This is a genomic window from Paenibacillus sp. 32352 (genome assembly GCF_002042965.1).
GTDB classification, from domain to species: Bacteria; Bacillota; Bacilli; order Paenibacillales; family NBRC-103111; genus Paenibacillus_S; species Paenibacillus_S vulneris.
The window spans coordinates 88,652-108,355 of the sequence record NZ_MZNT01000013.1; the positions used below are offsets into that span (position 1 = coordinate 88,652).

Below are 19,704 nucleotides of genomic sequence, written 5' to 3' on the forward strand. Positions count from 1 at the left end.
GCATGGATCATCAAAAGCCGGGTTGGGCAGAGGAAATGAAGGCCTCTCCATTTGCCGAAAATCATTTTACTCCGGAGCTTCAAAGCCAAGTTATCCAAAAGGCCTCCTTAACGAGAAGAGTAAAACCGGCATCGCGTGTAAGAGCCGTCGGAGCCGCCTTGGTGCTGGTCTCCATCCTAGCCTGTTTGGTCTGGATCGGAAAAGAGTACGGGGCATTCCCGTCACCCGCCTCCTCCCTTGGCGTCACATCGGGCCAGGAGCAAGTCCGACAAGTCTATTACGATAAAGGGAAGCTTGTCCTGGAGGTATTCCCGGACCCCGAGCTTAAAGCGGGACAGCCGTATGGATATATTTGGTCCTTCAAGGCTCCATTCGATGAGCTGAAAGGGAAGACGCTATCTATCACCGCTGAGCATAAGAAGTCGGGGCTGAAGCTGACCGTGCTGCCCCCCGTCGAAATAACGGAGCCCAGCAGCGGCTATCCCGGGCTGGAACGGTTTACGGCGAGCTTCGGGCTTCCCTTCAGCGGGCTATGGCATTACACGGCGGTGCTGGACGGCCAAGCGTACGCCGATGTGGTCCTATCCGTACAAGAGCCATCATGGGAGGTAAGCCCGATGTTTCGTTCCGGCAGTTATGACATGCGGGGGATCGAGCATCAAGTCGGTTTTATCGATCCAGGGTTTATTGCGGGAGCAGGCCAAAAATATATGTGGCATTTCTGGGAAAACCGCGAGCCCCTGGAGGGAGCCTTTACGGTCAAAGCCGTCAAGCAGGGGGAGGAGCAGCTTATCGATGTATTTTCTGCTGCCTCCTTGGGCCGAGCGAACAACGGCGCCGACCGCATCGCCGTCTCTACGATGTCGCTCCCTGAGCCGGGGCTCTGGCGTCTCCTTCCCTATGTAGGAGACCGAATGCTTGGCTCCATCGTCGTCCGCGTGAAATGAGAGGAACCCACAACGTTGGGCGAGTCTGTCGAGAAGCCTACAGAGCTTGAACTATGGCTAATATACTCCGGTGAGGCTCGAAGGCCTTTACAGCAAAAAAAACCGGCCGCAGCAGCGGTCGGTTCTTTGTCATTAAGCGTGAATGTTTTGCAGTACGTAAGTAGAAGCAGGCTGCGTCGTAATGAACGGGCTAAGCTCCCCGAGCGCGTAAATATGCAGCAGATGCATCGCACGCGTACATGCGGTGTAGAACAGCTTGCGTTCGCTCTCGCGGGCGTACTGCTCCTTCGAGCCGTCGTAAAGGAGGACGGCGTCGAACTCCACACCCTTAGCGAGATACGCAGGGAGCACATGGATGCCCTTGGTAAACTCCGGCGTATGCTTCGTTATAAGCTGCAGCGGCAAGCGCCCCTGCAGGGCATCGAAGACATCGGCGCTTTCGCCCGCCGTCTTGCAGATGATCGCAATCGAATCGAAGCCGTCTGCGCGCAGCGCTTCGATATCGGCTGTAATGGCCTCGTGCAGGCTGCCTCGGTCGGCCGCCACCGTAATCTGCGGCTTGTCGCCGCTGCGGTTGAACGGGATGATCTCCTCGCCTCCCGGCACCATGCCGCGGGAGAACTCGACGATTTCCTGAGTTGACCGGTAGCTGCGGGTCAATCGGATCAGCTCCGTCTGCTCCGGTCCGTAGAGCGCCGTGATCGGGTCAAGCTCTCCAAGCGCCGAAGCGTGAGCGTAGATCGCCTGGTTCATATCGCCCAGCGCCGTCATGCGAGCGCGAGGAAACAGCCGCTTCAGGAATTCCAGCTGGAACGGCGAATAGTCCTGAGCCTCGTCTACGATAACATGGCGAACCGAGGTGTTCATCTGGAAGCCCAGCATCAGCTCGTTCAGATATAAGAGCGGCGTCGCATCCTCATACGCGATCTCCCCTTGCTCCATCCGGGCTAGCGTCTGCTTGCCTATTTCGGCCCACAGCGCCGGCTTGCCGGCTGCCCCGGATGCTTGCAGGAACAATCCGTCATCCTCGAATAGCTGGCGGTAGACCGACGTGACATGGACGAACTTCAGCCTTTTGATTCTGCCGCGAACCGGCTTCAGCTCCTCCTGCACGACCATCCGCGCAAGCAGGTCCTTCTCTACCTCGTAATCGTCGAACGATTCTTCGCCATCCTTCTTCTTGCGGCGCATTTGGTTATAAGCCCGCTGATAATCCTCCGTCTCCAGCAGGTTGATCCGATCCTCCACCCATTCCGCCTGCCGCTCCTTCTTCTCAAATTCTCTCACTTCTTTCAAGAGCCAATCCCGGATCAGAACGATCCGGTTCGGAAGCCGGATCGAACGATCCATTTCATAGAATCGTTCTTTCATCTGTTCGGCCGAGACGATCGTTCTCCCTTGAAACTTAATCGGCTTAAAGATCATCCCTTCCTGCTCCAGAACTTCCTTATAATAGGATATGACCTGCAAAAAATCAACGGAGGATTTGTAACGAATCCCCTCGATTCTCGCCTCATACTCCGGTTCGGACGCCGATGACAGCACATATTCCAGCTGGGTAAACGGATCCTCCAGATTGTACAATTTGCCAAGCCGGTGCTCCAAATATTGCTGGAACGTCGTCTGCTGCATGTTTTCTTCTCCCAGCTCGGGAAGTACTGTCGAGACATAGCTGTTGAACATCGGGTTCGGAGAAAACAGCACCATCTGATCGGCCTGCAAGGTGTCCCTATGCTTATACAGCAAATAGGCAACCCGCTGCAGCGCGGCGGATGTTTTACCGCTTCCCGCAGCTCCCTGCACAATCAGCATCCGGCTGCGGTCGTTTCGGATAATGCGGTTTTGCTCCTTTTGAATCGTGGCTACGATGCTTCTCATCTGAGCGTCGGAGCTCCGGCTCAGCACCTGCTTCAGAAGCTCATCGCCGATCGTAAGGCCTGTATCGAACATTAATTTGATTTGTCCGTCATGAATGACATATTGTCGTTTCAAATGCATCGTACCGGTCACATCGCCCGCCGGCGTTTCATACGAGGCTGGACCGGGCGGGTAATCATAGTAAAGGCTCGATACCGGAGCGCGCCAATCGTACACGAGGAACGTATTGTCATCCTCATCCGAAAAAGAAGCGATGCCCAAATAGATCTTCTCCGCTCCGCTCGTGCCATCCTCTGTAAAGTCAATCCGTCCAAAATAAGGCGTCTTGATCAGACGCTTCAGCTTCCCGAGCGCTATCGAAGCCTGACGATGCCGCCGCTCACGATCCGTGAGCACTTCAACCTGCTGCTTTAAGCTGAAGTAGGTTTCAGTCAGATCCTCCATCGTGCTCAGGTTCACGGTTACTTCATCCCAAAAATGCTTGCGGATATCGACGACATCGGTTCTCACGTCACCGACTTCTCCCGCCAGCTCCTCCATACGCTTGCCGATCTTTGCTGTAACCAGGTCCACTCGCCGCTGCTCTTCGCGCCAATCGATTTCCTTCATACTCAAAAAAATCGCCTCTTTTCGAATGGAATTCAAAACAAAAAAATAGGTTTGACATGGCTTGAACAGGATGCTATAATGATATTAGAAATGTTAATGTGGAGAACTATTACTTTCTGTGAAAACAGAAATGACCGAATCCCATTGTAACACTTCTGTTTTTTGAAATCAATATTTGGACTAGCTTAAACTAACGTCGCAGGACGTTTTTTTTTATTTTCAGCTAGTAAGCATTGAATCGGCCCACCGCCGGCCCTTTCCCCAATGGAGTTATAGAATCCTCTAAATATAAATAATGGCCTATCAGAACATCGGCAGAATGGGCTTTACCAGATTCCAGAATTCGTACAGGTCCGCCCAAATCCCAACTAATCACTTCCAAGATTCCGGCGATAGATAGCAGAAAAGAAAGGATACTGACTACATAAAATGCCCTTTTCGCTTTTATCCATAATAAATGAATCAATACTAGCACGACTATCGATAAAATGCTCGAAAACACCACTGTTAGTCTTAATAAAAATAAAAACTCTTCTGCATTTGAGCTATTCTCTCGGAAAAAGTCAAGTAATTGCACACTAGTAACGAGATAAAGAGATATACAGTAAAAAATAAAAAAATAAGGGTAATAACATATAAAAGCTAACCATTTGACATACCTATTCATGCTGCCTTTATCCCCCAAAATCATTTACAGATTGTCTTATTCTACCACAACATGAACTGTACTAATAGGTTGAAACAAAAAACCGTTATGCACTTCCCTCGTTTAACCTCGAAGGGGACGCATAACGGTTTTTGCTTTTAGATACTAAGCTTTCCTTCTTAACAGCCTTAATGGTTAAACCCGAAAATTGTTATCCTAAATCGAACCCTTGTTTTGCAAGTTCCTACGGGTTTGCTTTTATTTTTTTAAAATTAGTGAAACAATGTACTCGTTTTGGAACGTCTTATAAATGTAAATCAAAAAAATAGGTAGAAAAGTGCTCATTTGAAACTCTTCAAATCAATCGTTCTATTAAATACTGCCTCGGCAGTATTATCTTTTTAACATTATTTTTTATTTTATTAAATAATGGAGGGACCTGAGACATGATCAAATTACTTGTAAATGCCCTATCTGTGGGAAGAGGACAAACGAAACTTTTCGTTATTTTTTCAATAATTATGTATTCGTTTTTACTATTAGGCTGCAGTTCCTCAGAGAAGGTGAAGGGCTTGAGTACGAGCATAACAGGGTATATTGTAAAAAATGAAAATACACGCCTGCTTGTCGTTTCACAACGACCGTATCGGGATAAAGACTACGAAACAATATGGATCACAAGTAAGGATGCTGCTAACTTTACAGCTGGACAATTAGTTGAAGTACAATTAAAAGGCCAGATACAAACATCAAATCCGGCGCAGGATTATCAGAAAAAATAAGCGTAATCAAAATGGATGCAATTCCTGGCGCACACAAAACCAAGGAAGACGTATTAAAAGAAGCTCTATCAAAACTGCAAAATGTTGAGGTCCCTCTAGTTAAAGATATAACATTTTCGAATGACAACAATAAATGGACTCTTACATTCTCTGATTCTAAAAATGCGGATCAAAAGGTAACTATAGATATAACCGATTAACCAGGAAAATCCGAGCAGCAATTATTTTGCTTGCAGAATCGGGTACTTCCAGAGCTGAAGAAACTTATTTTTAGGTCTTGATAACACGGAGTCTCGGTCTAATGTAGTGTAGTTTCTTAGGAGCAATAAATAAGCCCATTACAGTAAATTGAAATCCGACTAATGTTCAATTTACTTAGTAATGGGCTATTTTTGTTCCCTTTAAAGGGAGTGTACCGATAGTCATTTATAAAAAATCATTGTCAACTAATTTTCTGACTGAAGTTCATAATCTTCTCAACATTATTTACAAGAATATTCAACTTACTGGAAAAGGAATCCCATACCGGCGCCAAGGCTTGTTGGCGCCGAAATAATTGCACAAGCTCCGCACGGCGGGAACCGGTGCTATAACGAACGAGTCCGTGCGTTCCCCTTCGTATAACACGACTTCCTCGCCCTGGTTCAGGTCCAGCTCAATGAGACCGCCGCCCGGCAGCCTCACCGGTACCTCCCGGTCGCCCATCACCCGTATGGCCGACGTATCCAGCCAATCGGTTTGCAGCCGGCACGGCTCCCCGGCCAAGCTTTTGACGCGGATGAACGCTGTCCGTCCCTCTTTGCGCTGGGCACTGAGGAGAAAAGCCCCTTCCGCCCGCAGATCGTGGAAGCTGACGTCTTTCCATGCGCTTGGAAGCGCTGGGAACACGCGAATTTTATCTCCCCAGCTTTGCAGCAGCAGATCGTGAATCGACTCTGCGCAGGCTAACGGGGACTCCATCACGGGCCCGGCTTCCCTGTACATCGTATTCGGCTTGATCAGATGCATGAAGGTTTGAATGTACTGCAGCGCTTCGTCTCCCTCTCCGATCGCCGCGGCGATAGAGGCAGCCCCGGTGAACGTGAAGCCGCGCATGTCCCCCTCCATGCCGGTCCAGTAGCGAAGCGACTTGTGTATCAGCTTGCGCTCCTCCTCCTGCTCCCCCGTCATCTGGTGTAATGGGAACACGGCGAGCAGATGGCTGAAGTGCCGATGGCCGAATTCTATCGGAGCATCGCGCCCGAGCAGAAGCCCGTTCTCATCTACTGGATATGGGGTCAGGTGATCCAGCACAAACGTCCAACGCTCCGCTGCCGGATCCTCAAGCTGCAGCCTGTCGTTGATGCTGAGCAGCGTCTCACAGCCCCAGCGGATCAAGGACAGATCGTAGTGGCAGTCGGGAACGGTCATTTTCTTGAAGGAGCCGTACTCTGGTGAGACGGTCGGCGGCAGATGCAGCTTGCCGTCTTCCCCCTGCTCCAGAATATGGATGAAATATTGCACGCCGCGCTTTAACAGCGGCAGCAAGCCGTTTCTCAGCATCGACTCATCCATGGAATGGCGGTATTGACGCCAGTAGTTATGGCAGATCCAGAGCAGGTTGCCTGTCTCGTCCACTACCTTGCTCTTCAAATCGTAGCTGCAGCTGCGGCCCAGCCCCGCGGAGTCATGCCGATACTCCTCCGGAACGTTGGCGATCAGATGATCGAAATTAGCATCCAGCGCTCGGGTCAGTGACTCCCCCATCTCCAGTCTGTTGGACGTATACACCGGAGAATAGCTCATTTGAACGTTCATATTAAACCATACGCCCGGCCATGGGGTAGGCGCCATCCAGGGCCCTTGATTGTCTATGATCAAATGCTCCTTCCGGGTAGCAGAAGCCAGCTTATACATTTGAATCCAGTAAAAGCCTTCCAGCAAAGTATCCGGAATCGAAACGAAGCTTTGCGGATAATATGCATGCCACCAGCTCCGGTGCTGCTGCACCTCCTGCTCCAGATCGGCTTGCGCCGTTTGGCGTACAAGATCGGCAGCATCCTGCTTGACCGCGTCGCTAACCCCGTTCTGAATCGTCAAGTAACATACCCGATGATCTAAAGCGGCTTCTACCTCCTGCCATGCCGTTGTACAGCCGTCTCCCAGCGGATACTGCTGAACTCCGATATGTACCCCGTCTACTATGCTGCGGCTCACTTGAATGTCCGGAATGTACTGATTCAGATTGGGGCCGTCCGCGTTTTTCAGCACATGGGAAACCTCCGGCTCCGCATACCATTGAAGCTTCGCTTCGCGTTCCCCTTCGGAGGTCTCCAGCTCGATGACCATTACCATCTTTTCGCTGTGGATGAAAGCTCTCAACCCGATCTCCCCTACGGTAGTGACCACCCGCGCTTTAATTTCAGCGTTCCATAGATCGACCCTGATCTCCGTCGGCTGGTAGACCCAGCCTACACATTCCAAATCGATCTCCCCGACCGGAATGCGCGGACTATAACCGCTTTTGCGCGCAGCCGTCACATCCGTGCGTCCAAGCACGAAGCGCAGCACGTTCCTTTTATCGCGATGCTCTTCCCCGAACATCATGGCGCCCATTAACCCGTTCCCAATGAATGCGCCTTCATTCCACGTCATAGGACGCGTCGTCCAAGTCATATCATGCCGGGATAAAAACTCTTTCCAATCCAGGTTGACCTCAAGCCGGCTCGACTTCTCCTCTTCCACTCTCATACCGTTCTCCTCCTAACTAGCGCTGTTCCTTCTTAATAGTCTGCTCTGCCGCCTCTTTGGCTGTCCGAAGCAAAGTGTTAATATCTGTATTGCCTGTCGTTAAAGCATCGAACGCTTTATCGATTTCTTTGGACACGAAGGCATCGTTCTCATTGATCTGACGCATCGGTGCAGCCTTCAGTTTAAATATAGCCGAGGTGTTTTTCCCTTTCAATATGTTTACTTTCTCGCCGAACACCTGCTGCAGCTCCGGATCCTGAATCGCCGGCAGCTTGCCGTTCTTGCTCAGCTCCATCTGCGCCTCCTTGGAGGTCAGCTGCATCAGCACTTGAAAGGCTGCATCCTTATGTTTACTTGTTGAGGAAATAGCTATATTGTGCGAGTCAATGCCATGACCGATACCCGGCTTATCCTTCATAACGGGGAATGTCGCCATATCCCAATTCATCGGCTTGCCTTCCCGCTCCAATTGCTCGAGATTTTGCGTATTATCGTAGGTTATATACGTTGCCAGCGTCCGTTCCTTCAGGAACAGGTCGCGGTAATTTTTTATATATTGATTGCCGGGAATCGAGTAAAAATCAAGCATCGTCCGGAACGCCGTCACCCAGCCCTCGGAGGTTACGTCCACCTGCTTGGTGGCAGGATTAATATAGTTGAGAGACATCGGCGCTCCGCCCTTCAGCGCATACGGATTGACGCCTGAATACTGAACTCCGTCAACGACTCTTGTCAGCTTGCGGCTTAAATCGAGATAATCGTCCCAGGTCATGCCATCCTTCGGATAAGGAATGCCGAATTTATCAAAAATATCTTTATTGTAGTACGTTACTGCGTAATTGGTCGAGAACGGAAGCGCATACAACTTGTCGCTGCTGCCGCCCGCCTTGCGAATAGCATCCATTGCTTCCTTATTAAATGCATCCAATGGGAAGCTATTTTTCTTTGCGAGGGCATCGAGGTCCTCAACAACCTCCAGCTTCCGCATATCGGTGACGTACGGTGTACTGAGGAAGATGAGATCGGGCACATTGTCCGCAGCAATTAAATCCTCGATAGACGATCCTTTGGCATTATTAATAATTTCGATCGTGATGTTCGGGTATTTTTTCTGAACGGGCTCTATAATATATTTTTTTATGCTGTCCTCGGGATACGCAATACGCATGAACAGCTTTAACGTCACCGGTTCATTGCTAACCACAGTCTGACCCTTGCCCTCTTCCTTGGGCGAGGAGCTTCCCCCGGCTCCGCAGCCTGCCATCAAGACAAGCGCCATAGCCGCCAACCACATTCTGGATGGATGTAACATCGATAAGGTCCCTCCAATTCTTCATCCCCTGTATTCGCATTGCTCTTCTAGTGGGATCGGGGAGAAGGCCGTCCGAACAGGACAGCCTGTCTCCGCCGTGGAACCCGCTATCGCTTGAGAGCAACCGGATTATCCTTTAATAGCACCGACCAAGGCGCCTTTCACAAAATATTTTTGCAGGAACGGATACACCAGCAGGATCGGCACGGTGGCAACGACAATCGTTGCGTGCTTCAGTGTCTCCGACAGCATCGCGATATCGCTTGCGCTGGAACCGGATGCCATATTGCTCGCTTCATTTTGCAGCAAAATCTCTCTTAAAATCAGCTGCAGCGGATACAACGAGCGATCCCGCAAAAAAATCATCGCGTTAAACCAGGAATTCCAATGGCTTACACCGTAATACAGCAGCATGACAGCAATAACCGGCATGGACAGCGGCAAAATGATCCGGAATAAAATGACGAATTCGTTCGCCCCATCGATTTTAGCCGATTCCTCCAAGCTGTCCGGAATTGCTTCAAAGGAGGTTTTCATGATGATCAGGTTAAAGGTGCTGATGGCCTGCGGAATAATCAAGGACCATAAAGTGTTGGTAATGCCCAGCCCCTTGACCGTTAAGTAGAACGGAATTAATCCGCCGTTGAAAAACATAGTGAACACGATGAACAGCATGATCGGCTTACGGAACTTCAAGCATTTGCGGGATAGCGCGTAGGCCCCCAACGAGGTGAAAAAGATGTTAAAAGCCAAGCCGATAATACCAACAAATAGCGTATTTCCATAGCCTTTAAGGATCATCGGATTGTCGAACACCATTTTATAGGCATCCCAATTAAACCCAAGCGGCTTCAATAGAAATCCTTTGTGGGCCATATATTCGCCAGGATCGCTTAAGGAAGCGAAAATGACGTAGATTAACGGATAAATCGTTGTAATCATCAACAAGGTCAGAAATACGGCGTTACTCCACTCAAAGGCGATTTCACCCAGCTTTTTTCGATACGGCATACTCCAGCCCTCCCTCTACCATAAGCTCGTCTCGTTGAGCCTGCGGCTTAACCAGTTCGAAAAAATGACCAATGTGAAATTGATGATCGAGTTAAACAAGCCGACAGCGGAGCTGAAGCTGTAGTTCAATTCCTGCAGACCGATACGGTACACATAAGATCCGATGACATCGGCGGTTTCGTAAGTCGACGGATTATAGAGCAGAATGATCTTTTCCGAACCAACATTCATCAGTCGGCCGATATCAAGAATAATCAGGATCACGATCGTCGGCATAATACCGGGAAGCGTAATATGCAGCATTTGCTTCCACCGGCCCGCACCGTCGATCTTGGCGGCCTCATACTGCTCCGGGTCGATGCCTGTTAATGCCGCTAAATAAATGATCGTTCCCCAGCCGATGTGCTGCCAAATACCGGACGAAATGAATAGCGTTCGAAAATATTCCGGCTCCAGCAAGAGCGAGATTCGTTCCCCGCCGAAATAGGCGATCACATCGTTGACAATGCCTGAACTGGAAGTGAATTCCTTGATCATCCCGCAGACGACAACCAGCGAGATAAAATGCGGCATATACGTCACGGTTTGTACCGTTCTTTTGAACAAGGAGGAGCGGACTTCATTCAGCAGCAACGCTAGGATTATGGGTGCCGGGAATCCGAACAGCAGCTCGTACAAGCTGATCAGGATCGTATTTTTCAAAACCCGCCAAAAGTAAAGCCCGCCGAAAAAGCTTTGAAAATGCTCCAGTCCCGCCCATGGGCTGCCCCAAATGCCAAGCCTTGGCGAATAATCCTTAAAAGCTATGATGGCGCCATACATCGGCACATAATGAAAGATGGCAAAAAACAAAATGACAGGCGCCAGCATTAAATACAGCAGTTTATTTTTGCGAATATCTCCAAGCCATTCAACAGCCAAGTTCCTCTTTGCCGGGTAGGGAACCGTATTCGGCTTCGTGAGCGTTTTCGTGCTCATCCTCATTCCCTCTCTCTTGTTGTAGTTAAAAGGGAACCGGCAGTCCAACCTGCCGGATCTCCCCATTGGCTTCCTCCATTAACGCTTGTTATAACGGTCAAGGGCATCCTGATAAATTTTGACCGCGCGCTCAATCCCAAGCTTCTTGATCTGCGCTACATACGTATCGTAATTATCGAGCGGTTCTTTGCCGACTACGAATTTCACGAACATTTCTTCCTTGTAATTCGTGACATCGTTAATGATTTTGCCGAGCTCCTTGCTCTCCTCCGCCGTTGGCGTCAGGAATAATGGAATCGTGTGCTTCTCCGCATCGGTCGCTCCCCAAATCGCCGGCGCCTCGTCCTGCTGCTTGTAGGAGTTCCAGCTTCTGCGTTCGTCCGCTTCGTAAGGACCATTCGGCTTCGTATATTGGGAAATCATTTGCTGAAGATTGTACTTATCGTTCTTCACAATTTTATCCGTATACTTGGGAATGCCTTTGTCCATCGTGTAGCTGTCGCCTTCGATACCGAAGTTGAAGAGCAGCCCGCCTTTTTCGCTGTAGGCGTAATCGAGCCATTTGGCAACCAATTCCGGGTTTTTGGCTCCGGTAGTGATGGCTTTGCTTGCCCCCGGGCTGTATTTGAAATCACGGTGCCCGGTGAACGGCTTCTCACCCTTTTTAAGCGATGGGTACGGGGCAGCGACCAAATTGTATTTAGGGTCTTTGCCTTTCATCGTATCCAGCCATTTGCCCAAGCCGCCGCTTTGCAGACCTACGGTGGCCCCTGTTTGGCCGCTTAGCATCTTGGTATCCAGCGCCTTGCCGTCCGTCAATGCAAAATCTTTGTCAAACAGCCCTTCCGCGTACCATTTGCGCAGCAAGGCTAACGCGTCCTTATATTGCGGATCGATAGGACCGAATTTCACTTTGCCCTGATCGTCCAGGTAGAACGAGTTGGAGGTTTTGTAAGCGCCGATGAATGCATCGCGCATCTCCAGGTTGCCGTTCACGTAGGTGACGGATAATGGAGCCGTGGCACCTTTCTTCTCTTTGAAGGCCTTCAGAACGGTTTCCCACTCATCAATGGTCGTTGGCATTTGCAGACCAAGATCATCTAGCCAGTCCTTGCGGATAATCGGACCGCGGAATACGAGACCGGAAGGGTTGCGGATCATCGGGAATACATAGTATTTGCCGCTGTCCGTCTTGATCATTTTGTCGAGCTCTTTATCCGCCTGCAGCTTCTTCTTCAAGTTCGGCGCATATTTATCGATAATATCGTTCAGCGGAACGATAACCTTGTCGGCTATAGCTTTCTCCGGGCCACCGGGATACGAGCCCGCGCTGCGTCCGGTCCAGTCATACTCCACTGTATCGGGAAGCTCATTCGATGCAATCATCAGATTGAATTGTTCTTTCGTTTGATTGTCGGCCGGGTGAATATATTTCACCTTTACACCTGTTTCCTTCTCCAACTGTTTGCCGAAAGGCAGATCCGCCAAGTTGGGTGCGAAGGTGGTGGCGTTATTATTCAGACTCTCCCAGGAGGTGATGCCTTCCGTCGTTTGCAGCGGATAGCTGCTGCCTAATCCGGCTTGCCCTTTCGCCGCATCCTTCCCTCCGCTTCCTGTCCCGCTATCTGTTCCCGACTTACTGCAGCCTGCGAGAACCAACCCGCCGGCCAAACTAATCGCCAATCCGACACCGACGACATTTTTTACAGATCGATGCTTGCGCTTCATCCAAGAATCCCCCTAGTCTATATTTTCACCATATCCATGAAACTGTGGAGTGCACTCATGGCCTCATTATGCTATGTCCCCGGTCAAATGCCTATCTACAAAAAGTGAAATCGTCGATAAAATCGATACTTCCGGATCGGTACTTTAGGTATTGTTCGGCAATTGTTGAAAAAACGGTTCCTAAGAACAGCGAGGTTGTTGAGTACCCCGGAGAACTTGAAATATTGCTGCTCTATTCCAGTGGGATATGCCCCTCCAGCCGCTGTTGAAACCTGTGAATGGGGATTATATTTTGCGGTATTTTCACAGGTTTCAAAGGCGGACGTGAACTCCTCCGAGGCATACCCCACTTCCTTAGATAGCAAATTTCTCGATTCGGGCATCTCAACAAGCTTGCTGTTCTAATGAACCGTTTTAAGGGTAAGAAAGGGAGGGAGACCCCTCCCCCTGGTTCAAGATGCACTACGGTGTTACAGGGCCGACATCCGAAACGGTCAAAGGCTTGCGTACATCGGAGCTGGAGGCGTAATATTCATCCGCGCCGATATCGCTGATGCCCGAACGGGCTTCACCGTCCATATCCTCCGTAACGTAAGTGAACGTTCCGCCTGAAGCGTTGATAGCCTGCGTGCTTGCCGAGGAGAGCTTCTTCAGCATGAGCGGGCTGGAGGTCATGCCTTCGTTGACATCGACCAGATTAGGATCGGCATTTTTCACCTGTGCGCTAGTGGCATTAAAGTTACTCGCGCTTTGACCGAAACCGATATTGTTCTGGAATATTGGATTCACAGCTGTTCCGACGTTGTACATAGGCGTTGCGTTGATGCCAACCATGAGATTATTGGCTATTTTCACATCCTGCGGAGCGTAGTTCGGCGTTCTCGTCTTCATTCCGACGTTGATGCCGCTGGTGCTGTTAACAATCGTGTTGTTGACGATTTCCGCACGATACACCTTCCAATGCTTCGTCAAATCATCCTTCGTAGGATTGGTGCTGTACCCGTCGGAGCCTCCATCATAGTCACCGCTATCGACATTAACAGCGTCCATGGTTAGACCCGACATATAGTTGTTATAAATTTTGTGATCGTTGCCGTAAATCCGGAAGCCGCCGACCTTCGCTTTGACGCCGTCGCCCAAGATGAAATTGCCGTAGTAGCTGTTCGCATGGCCATGACGAGCCGTGATTTGACCTCGTGAATTTTTAACGGTGTTGTATCGGATCGTGTTGTGGCTGCTCTTAACGGAGATGACTTCGTCGTCGTTATCCGTATTTTCGAACAGATTATACTGCACCTTGGCTAGGCCGTCCGACATGGACATGCCGGATAGGCCGACGCGAATGTTTTCCCCGCCGTTGTCCGTAATATAGCTCCAATCGTGGAAATAGTTATACTCGATCGTATCATTTTGAGACACTTGGGTACCGGCTCCATCGACGGAGATCATCTGCCCGATGCCGTTGCGCGGACCGAATTCATTATGGTCTATCATGTTGTGATGGCTGTTGGCTCCTGTAAGCTCCACCCATTTCACTAAAGTGTTGGGGTCGCTTTGCTGCAGCTTGAAGAGATTGTTCGTCAAGCGAATGTTGTTGCTGGCGTTCAGCGATATTCCCGGCGTCAGTGCGGTGCTCGTCAGCTTTAAGCCTTTTATGACGATGTAGGAGGAGCTTTTGACAAGGAAGCTGCCGGACAGGACGGCTTGCCCTTGATTCGCCGCTCTTATCGTAATCGGCTGGCTGCTGGTTCCGTTCTTGCCCGAAATGACGAATCGCCCGGCAACCACTGGGCTCTCCGTGTTATTGGAGTTATAGTACGTGCCGTTAGCCAGCACGATCTCAGTTCCTGCCGTCGCATTGTTAAGTGCAGTCACCAATTGGGCGGAGGTCGACACATTGACTATATTGGAGCCTGTCAAATCCTCTCCGTAGATTTCAACCTCCGTGTAGCTGTTCCACGCACTGGCCGAGTTCATGTGGCCGATAATGCGCACATAACGGGCCCCGCTCACATCCGGAAAATCGAAGGTCTGCAAGCTGTTGTTCATAGCGCTCGTTACGTTAGATTTAGCGGTTGTGAATGTCGTTCCATCCGCAGAAGTTTTGATATCGAAATTGAACGTACGCGTATCCCCGCTTTGGAAGGCGATTTTGACATACGCGACCTTTTTGCTGGAGCCTAGGTCGTATTGAATCCATTGATTGTCTCCGCTTGCCGACCAACGTGTCGCCAGATTACCGTCAACCGTATTGGCCGGCACATTGCCGTCATCCGCGCTTGCGGTTACAGCGGAAGCGGCGATACTGAATTTCGCATCCGCAGCATACCCCATGCCGGGAAGCAGGGCTGTAAATAGAAGCAAGCATAAGCAGATGGACCACATTCTTCTTTTGATCATCAATTTTGCACCGTCCTTTGGCAGGCTTTTTTGATACCGGCATTTCTAAAAAGGAAGCGTTATCAAAACATCCTTTGCTTCTTCCTCCCGCATCCCTCCTTCAGCATCCGTATCCAATGGAGTGCGCACTCACTCTATTATGAACGTCCAACTGCCCGCCAAAGTAAATCTCGAAAACGTAAAATGATCGTTAAAAAGCAAACTTGGACCCATAAAAAGTACCTATATAAAACGGAGAGCCGCAAAAGCTCAGCTTTTGAACGGCTCGGACAAAACAACAATGAGTGCTTTTTACGTCGGAGGAGTTTTGGTATATTTGCCGGGCGTGATGCCCTCAAACTTTTTGAAAATACGCAAAAACGTATTAACGTCATTGTAACCGACCTTGCCGGCCACCTCATTGACGGTATATTTCTGCTCCAGCAATAGCTTCTTGGCTTCCTCCAGGCGGGTTTTATTGATGAAATCCAACAGAGCTTCGCCCGTATATTCCTTGAACAGCCGCGACACATACGAAGGCGTCAGATCGAACGCTCCCCCTATCATCGATATGTTCAAGCTCTCCTCGCTGTAATGCTCCTTCACAAACGTCTGGATCTGCTCGACAAAATGCTTGTGATGGTTTTTCTTTTCCTCGTTGATGGATTCGCATACCTGAAGGAGCACCTTGTTAAGGTGGGTCTTCATGTCCTTAATCGTTTCGCAGCTCATCAGACGGTCAATCGCATCCGCTTGGTCAAAAAATTCCTTCCTGCTGCTCGCATTCACTTCGTCGATCGTCTTCAGCATGGTGCTGACCAAATCGAACATGAGGCACTGGGCCATTCGGACGGACATGGAGATGCCCGATACATTTTTCTCAAAGATTTGCTCCAGGAGCTCCTGAGCTTTAGCCACATTGCCGGTTTTGATAAAATAAATGAACTGCTGCTCGACATGAAGCGGATAATCGTAGGTACGACGTGCTTGCCCGTTCTCATTTTCCTTCAATTCCTCATAAGACAGAATCTCCCCGCTGCCCATAACGATCCGGTATTCCATCGCTTCCATCGCCTCTTGATACGCTTGGGCAATCCCGACCAGCTCTTGCCTCACCCCGCTGATCGATACCGTTAATTCGGCATGAATATGCTCCTTGATAAACGCCTTGGCGCTGTCCGCAATCCGCTGGAGCTCCTGGAGCGGGTCCTGCTGCGCTGCGTCCACATTCATAATGCAGGCCAGCACATCATCCATCTCGACGGAATAAGCCGTGATATGGGCACCCGCCAGCTCCTCGATAACGTTCGTAATAACAAAATACAGCATCTGCGCCTTATGATCGGCTCCCGGCTGCTCCGAGTCATCATTGAACTTGCCGTAATGCTCGACGTGGAACAGCAGCACCGCAAACTGATCGGATCTTAGCTGCATGTCATGAGCGGCCAATGATTCGTAAAGCGGCACTCCCCCGTCGGTCTGTCCCTTCAGCAATCTCCGCAAAAAGTGGGAGCGGATCGCATTATGATGCTGCTTGAGCCGCTGGTATACCTCTTCTTTTTCCGCGAAGGTGTTATTCATGGCCGCTTGAAAAAACACATACTCATTGGAGCCGATATCGAACGGAACCCCTGCTTTTTGGGATAAGCTCTCAATGAGAGTGCGGATGGGCAAATAATTTCGCCGCAAAAATAAATACGTTACGATACCGCCGAACAGAAAGCATAAGAACACGCTCCACAACGTCACTTTCTTCACAAAATTCATTTTCTCCGAGTAAATATCTGCCGGAATAAGCGAAACGTATTTCCACCCGGTCACATCCGAGGTTGTGTAGGACAGCGCCAGCTTGCGGCCGTCGGCTCCTTTTTCATACAACAACCCCTTTGCCCCTGTAAGTCTATCGTACTGCAGCCCGGAAGGGATATCCTGCTCGCCGATATTGGTCGCCACGACCCGGTTCTGCTCGTCCATGATGACCACATGTGCGTTCGCTTGAGGAGGAATCGTCTCCAGCAGCTTGGAGTCCTTCATAATAAACATGATGACGGCACCCGATGAATCCGGATAATCGCCGAGGATCGTCCTCGCATACATGACAGATTTCTCTACCCCTTTATCGTTCCAGCTGATAACGGGGGTGTAGCCTTGAATATATTTTTGGGCAAAATAGTCCGCCCATTCCTCATATTTCGTATCCTTCGTCTGCCGCAGCACCGAGTATAAGCTTTCGAGACTCATCCGATTATAGGTGGAGAGCACCGTGTTGCTGTTTCTATAGTAGACGTACAGCTGACTGATGAAATCATTAGCCATTTTAAAAACCCGGACATCCCCCGCGATATTAAACAACTGGAAGTGGTCGTCATCCGTCAGAGGCGCACTTACATTAATAAAGCTGGTTACCTTTTTGTTGTAAGCGATTTCCAAAGTGAGCTGTTCCAGGCTCTTGAGCTTGCTGTCGATAGCTTGTTCAATCTGGGTCAGCAGAAGCTCGTTCGACCGGTTCACTTCATTCTCTACAATACGCAGGGTTGCTATATAGATAATGACGCTGATGATAATCGGGACCAGCAAAACGGAAATATAAGAGATCAGCCATGTCGTCATAACGCTACGGCTATTCAGTCGGATTCTTTTCATTATGGCCAGCTCCCCCGGATGCTCTACGAATTGATTTGAAAATAGGGACAAACGTCACTCTCTCATTATATAGAAAAAACGGCATTACCGCATGGTTTATCTTCATTTGGTTTCGAACAATATTCATATCCCCGCGTGCGAGACTGCGAGCAGGATATCGGCCGTGCTACAGGCTTCTGGCCAGTGAGGACGCCGGCTTTATCACGGGACAAACCATTATGGTTGACGCAGGCTCTGTTATGTTAAGATAAGGACAGGCATTCGATGCCTGACTTATATTTCGACTGAGGTGTCCTTATTGCTGACAGGAAAGAAAAAAGAGCTGTCTCGTTTATATGCCCGGCAAACTTCGGATTATGTAAATGAGTTCACTAAAATCATATGGAGCTACGATCTGACCGATTCCCAGTACGCCTTGCTGCAAATTGTGAACCGAGAAGGCAAGAAAACTTGCTCCTACCTGGCTGAATCCCTTGGCGTCACCCTCTCGGCAGTGACCAATCTTTCCAATAAGCTGGTGAAAAAAGGGTTCATCGAGCGCATCGTTCCGGAAAACGACCGCAGAACGACGTTACTGCAAATTACGGATGCCGGAAAAGAAATGATGCAAAAAATGATCGACCGCTATACGGAAATTTCGGAGGGCATGTGGACCGGGTTTTCGGAGGAAGAGATGGAGCTGCTCATCGGAAGCTACAAGAAGATGATTGCCAATCTGGAGCGAGAGAAGAAATAAGGAGTGCTTTACGTGACGTGACGAATACCCCAAAGATCGACGGCGTTATCCGCTGTCTTTCCTTGGGGTATTTTGCATTCCCTTTGCTAATCTTAATCTGCAGGGCAAAGATGCTAAACCTGCTGCTCCTGCTTGGCCTCAGGGGCCGTATGGATAATCTCGCCAACGATAATTTGCGGATTCGCAAGAAGGTTCAGCACAGGGCACACCCGCTCCACCGCTTCATGAAGCTCGGCAATCGTTTCTTCGGATTCGGGAGATACAATATGCAGCTTGTACTGAATATTGTGCGGGTAGATAGGGATCTCCTCATAGCCCGGCTTGCCTGCCAGCGGATGCTGCTGTCCCGTCACTTCAACCTCCAGGGACTCCAGCTTCACGCCGCGTTCAGCCGCTTGAATCAAAGTGATATGAGTCAAGCAGCTGCCTAATACGCCTAGCTGAAGCTCAGGAGAGCTTGGTCCGAGATCATACCCGGCAAAATCCGGCGGGCTGTCGCTGATGATCTGAAAATCGCGGATGCGGATTTCCCGTACGCCGCTGCGGCCTTTGGCACGCACCTTGGCTCCAAAACGGTTAGGGGCCAGATTCGGGTCGTTTTGGGCTTTTTCGCGTCTTGCGATGGAAGCCTCACGCTTCTCCAGCAAATATTCATTTAATGTGCTCATGCAATAACACTCCTTTTATTATTTAAAATATAGAATGATGACTTTGTAACTTACGATTCCTTAAATGAGGTGAGATCAGTCCGTGTAGGGAGCAGCTTTACCCGGCCTCACCTCCTTCGAAGCGGATCGTTTGATGATAGAGGCGATCTATGCGAATGGTTATTGATGGCTCCTCTTGAAATTCGTGGAACGATGGATCGGAAGAAGACTCCTCCCGTCTCTCCTTCGGCTCGATTTCACTTATCTGCCAAAACGCCGGGATCGTCGCCTGGAGTACAGCGATGCTGCTTCGGCCAAGACGGAGCCCTTCCAGCGCGCCTTCAGATGCCTCGTAGTCCTCCTGCTCTTTCAAGCCAAAGCGATAGAGAAGATAATGGATCAACCCCCGCACCGTCAAAAATTTGAATTCATAGCCGTCCAGAATGGCTTGTTCAAGCTCATCCTTATTTTGCTCTCCATACTCGATCAAAATATCCCACGGCAGCCGCTCCGGTCCTAATGCCTTCAGCGTGTCCGTATCCTTACGATGAATGACATCGATTAACGCTTCACCTGATAATCCTCCCGCTCGCGCTATTTCCAGGCGGATTCCTACGGGCTGCGGCAGTCTTACTTTCGTTCCTTTGTTGGTCATGGCAACCACGCCTCCTTCACAGC

The 19,704-nt window shown here is 49.8% G+C and carries 13 protein-coding genes; 3 read left to right on the forward strand and 10 right to left on the reverse strand.

Annotation, left to right across the window (positions count from 1 at the left end; all coding sequences use genetic code 11):
* Positions 1–2 precede the first annotated feature (2 nt).
* Entirely contained in the window at positions 3–947 is a 945-nt protein-coding gene (locus B1728_RS26585; protein ID WP_079913452.1) for a DUF4871 domain-containing protein, read from the forward strand.
* 132 nt (positions 948–1,079) lie between these two features.
* Here the strand turns inward: B1728_RS26585 and helD are convergent, their stop codons facing one another.
* Positions 1,080–3,434 (reverse strand): RNA polymerase recycling motor HelD, encoded by a 2,355-nt coding sequence (gene helD, locus B1728_RS26590; RefSeq protein WP_079913573.1) that lies wholly within the window; start codon positions 3,432–3,434, stop codon positions 1,080–1,082.
* A 1,092-nt stretch (positions 3,435–4,526) separates the two neighbouring features.
* On the opposite strand from helD, the gene B1728_RS26600 reads away from it, so the two are divergent.
* Positions 4,527–4,862 carry a DUF3221 domain-containing protein gene (locus B1728_RS26600; RefSeq protein ID WP_079913454.1) on the forward strand — a complete coding sequence of 112 codons (336 nt, stop codon included), beginning with the start codon at positions 4,527–4,529 and terminating at the stop codon, positions 4,860–4,862.
* A 498-nt stretch (positions 4,863–5,360) separates the two neighbouring features.
* Here B1728_RS26600 and B1728_RS26610 read toward each other — a convergent pair whose 3' ends face one another.
* The 7 genes from B1728_RS26610 to B1728_RS26640 form a co-directional block, all read right to left on the reverse strand.
* Positions 5,361–7,592 (reverse strand): glycosyl hydrolase family 95 catalytic domain-containing protein, encoded by a 2,232-nt coding sequence (locus tag B1728_RS26610; RefSeq protein WP_179136220.1) that lies wholly within the window; start codon positions 7,590–7,592, stop codon positions 5,361–5,363.
* A 16-nt stretch (positions 7,593–7,608) separates the two neighbouring features.
* Positions 7,609–8,904 carry an ABC transporter substrate-binding protein gene (locus B1728_RS26615; protein WP_079913456.1) on the reverse strand — a complete coding sequence of 432 codons (1,296 nt, stop codon included), beginning with the start codon at positions 8,902–8,904 and terminating at the stop codon, positions 7,609–7,611.
* 129 nt (positions 8,905–9,033) lie between these two features.
* Positions 9,034–9,915, reverse strand: coding sequence for a carbohydrate ABC transporter permease (locus B1728_RS26620; RefSeq protein WP_079913457.1), 882 nt, complete (start codon positions 9,913–9,915; stop codon positions 9,034–9,036).
* A gap of 15 nt (positions 9,916–9,930) precedes the next feature.
* Positions 9,931–10,893, reverse strand: a complete 963-nt coding sequence (locus tag B1728_RS26625) for an ABC transporter permease (protein WP_079913575.1) — start codon at positions 10,891–10,893, stop codon at positions 9,931–9,933.
* A gap of 78 nt (positions 10,894–10,971) precedes the next feature.
* Positions 10,972–12,621 carry an extracellular solute-binding protein gene (locus tag B1728_RS26630; RefSeq protein WP_079913458.1) on the reverse strand — a complete coding sequence of 550 codons (1,650 nt, stop codon included), beginning with the start codon at positions 12,619–12,621 and terminating at the stop codon, positions 10,972–10,974.
* A 462-nt stretch (positions 12,622–13,083) separates the two neighbouring features.
* Positions 13,084–15,021, reverse strand: coding sequence for a chondroitinase-B domain-containing protein (locus B1728_RS26635; RefSeq protein WP_079913459.1), 1,938 nt, complete (start codon positions 15,019–15,021; stop codon positions 13,084–13,086).
* 291 nt (positions 15,022–15,312) lie between these two features.
* Positions 15,313–17,643, reverse strand: a complete 2,331-nt coding sequence (locus tag B1728_RS26640) for a helix-turn-helix domain-containing protein (RefSeq protein WP_079913460.1) — start codon at positions 17,641–17,643, stop codon at positions 15,313–15,315.
* 298 nt (positions 17,644–17,941) lie between these two features.
* On the opposite strand from B1728_RS26640, the gene B1728_RS26645 reads away from it, so the two are divergent.
* A complete protein-coding gene (locus B1728_RS26645) occupies positions 17,942–18,379 on the forward strand; it encodes a MarR family winged helix-turn-helix transcriptional regulator (RefSeq protein ID WP_225948575.1) in 438 nt (145 codons plus the stop codon).
* Between the two features lie 113 nt (positions 18,380–18,492).
* Here the strand turns inward: B1728_RS26645 and B1728_RS26650 are convergent, their stop codons facing one another.
* Both B1728_RS26650 and B1728_RS26655 read right to left on the reverse strand, forming a co-directional pair.
* Positions 18,493–19,047 (reverse strand): OsmC family protein, encoded by a 555-nt coding sequence (locus tag B1728_RS26650; RefSeq protein WP_079913461.1) that lies wholly within the window; start codon positions 19,045–19,047, stop codon positions 18,493–18,495.
* A gap of 97 nt (positions 19,048–19,144) precedes the next feature.
* Entirely contained in the window at positions 19,145–19,681 is a 537-nt protein-coding gene (locus tag B1728_RS26655) for a hypothetical protein (protein ID WP_079913462.1), read from the reverse strand.
* Positions 19,682–19,704 lie beyond the last annotated feature (23 nt).

Coding starts and splice junctions, on each gene's coding strand:
- B1728_RS26585 (WP_079913452.1), top strand. CDS start 3: ATGGATCATCAAAAGCCGGGTTGGGCAGAGGAAATGAAGGCCTCTCCA.
- helD (WP_079913573.1), bottom strand. CDS start 3,434: ATGAAGGAAATCGATTGGCGCGAAGAGCAGCGGCGAGTGGACCTGGTT.
- B1728_RS26600 (WP_079913454.1), top strand. CDS start 4,527: ATGATCAAATTACTTGTAAATGCCCTATCTGTGGGAAGAGGACAAACG.
- B1728_RS26610 (WP_179136220.1), bottom strand. CDS start 7,592: ATGAGAGTGGAAGAGGAGAAGTCGAGCCGGCTTGAGGTCAACCTGGAT.
- B1728_RS26615 (WP_079913456.1), bottom strand. CDS start 8,904: ATGTTACATCCATCCAGAATGTGGTTGGCGGCTATGGCGCTTGTCTTG.
- B1728_RS26620 (WP_079913457.1), bottom strand. CDS start 9,915: ATGCCGTATCGAAAAAAGCTGGGTGAAATCGCCTTTGAGTGGAGTAAC.
- B1728_RS26625 (WP_079913575.1), bottom strand. CDS start 10,893: ATGAGCACGAAAACGCTCACGAAGCCGAATACGGTTCCCTACCCGGCA.
- B1728_RS26630 (WP_079913458.1), bottom strand. CDS start 12,621: ATGAAGCGCAAGCATCGATCTGTAAAAAATGTCGTCGGTGTCGGATTG.
- B1728_RS26635 (WP_079913459.1), bottom strand. CDS start 15,021: ATGATCAAAAGAAGAATGTGGTCCATCTGCTTATGCTTGCTTCTATTT.
- B1728_RS26640 (WP_079913460.1), bottom strand. CDS start 17,643: ATGAAAAGAATCCGACTGAATAGCCGTAGCGTTATGACGACATGGCTG.
- B1728_RS26650 (WP_079913461.1), bottom strand. CDS start 19,047: ATGAGCACATTAAATGAATATTTGCTGGAGAAGCGTGAGGCTTCCATC.
- B1728_RS26655 (WP_079913462.1), bottom strand. CDS start 19,681: ATGACCAACAAAGGAACGAAAGTAAGACTGCCGCAGCCCGTAGGAATC.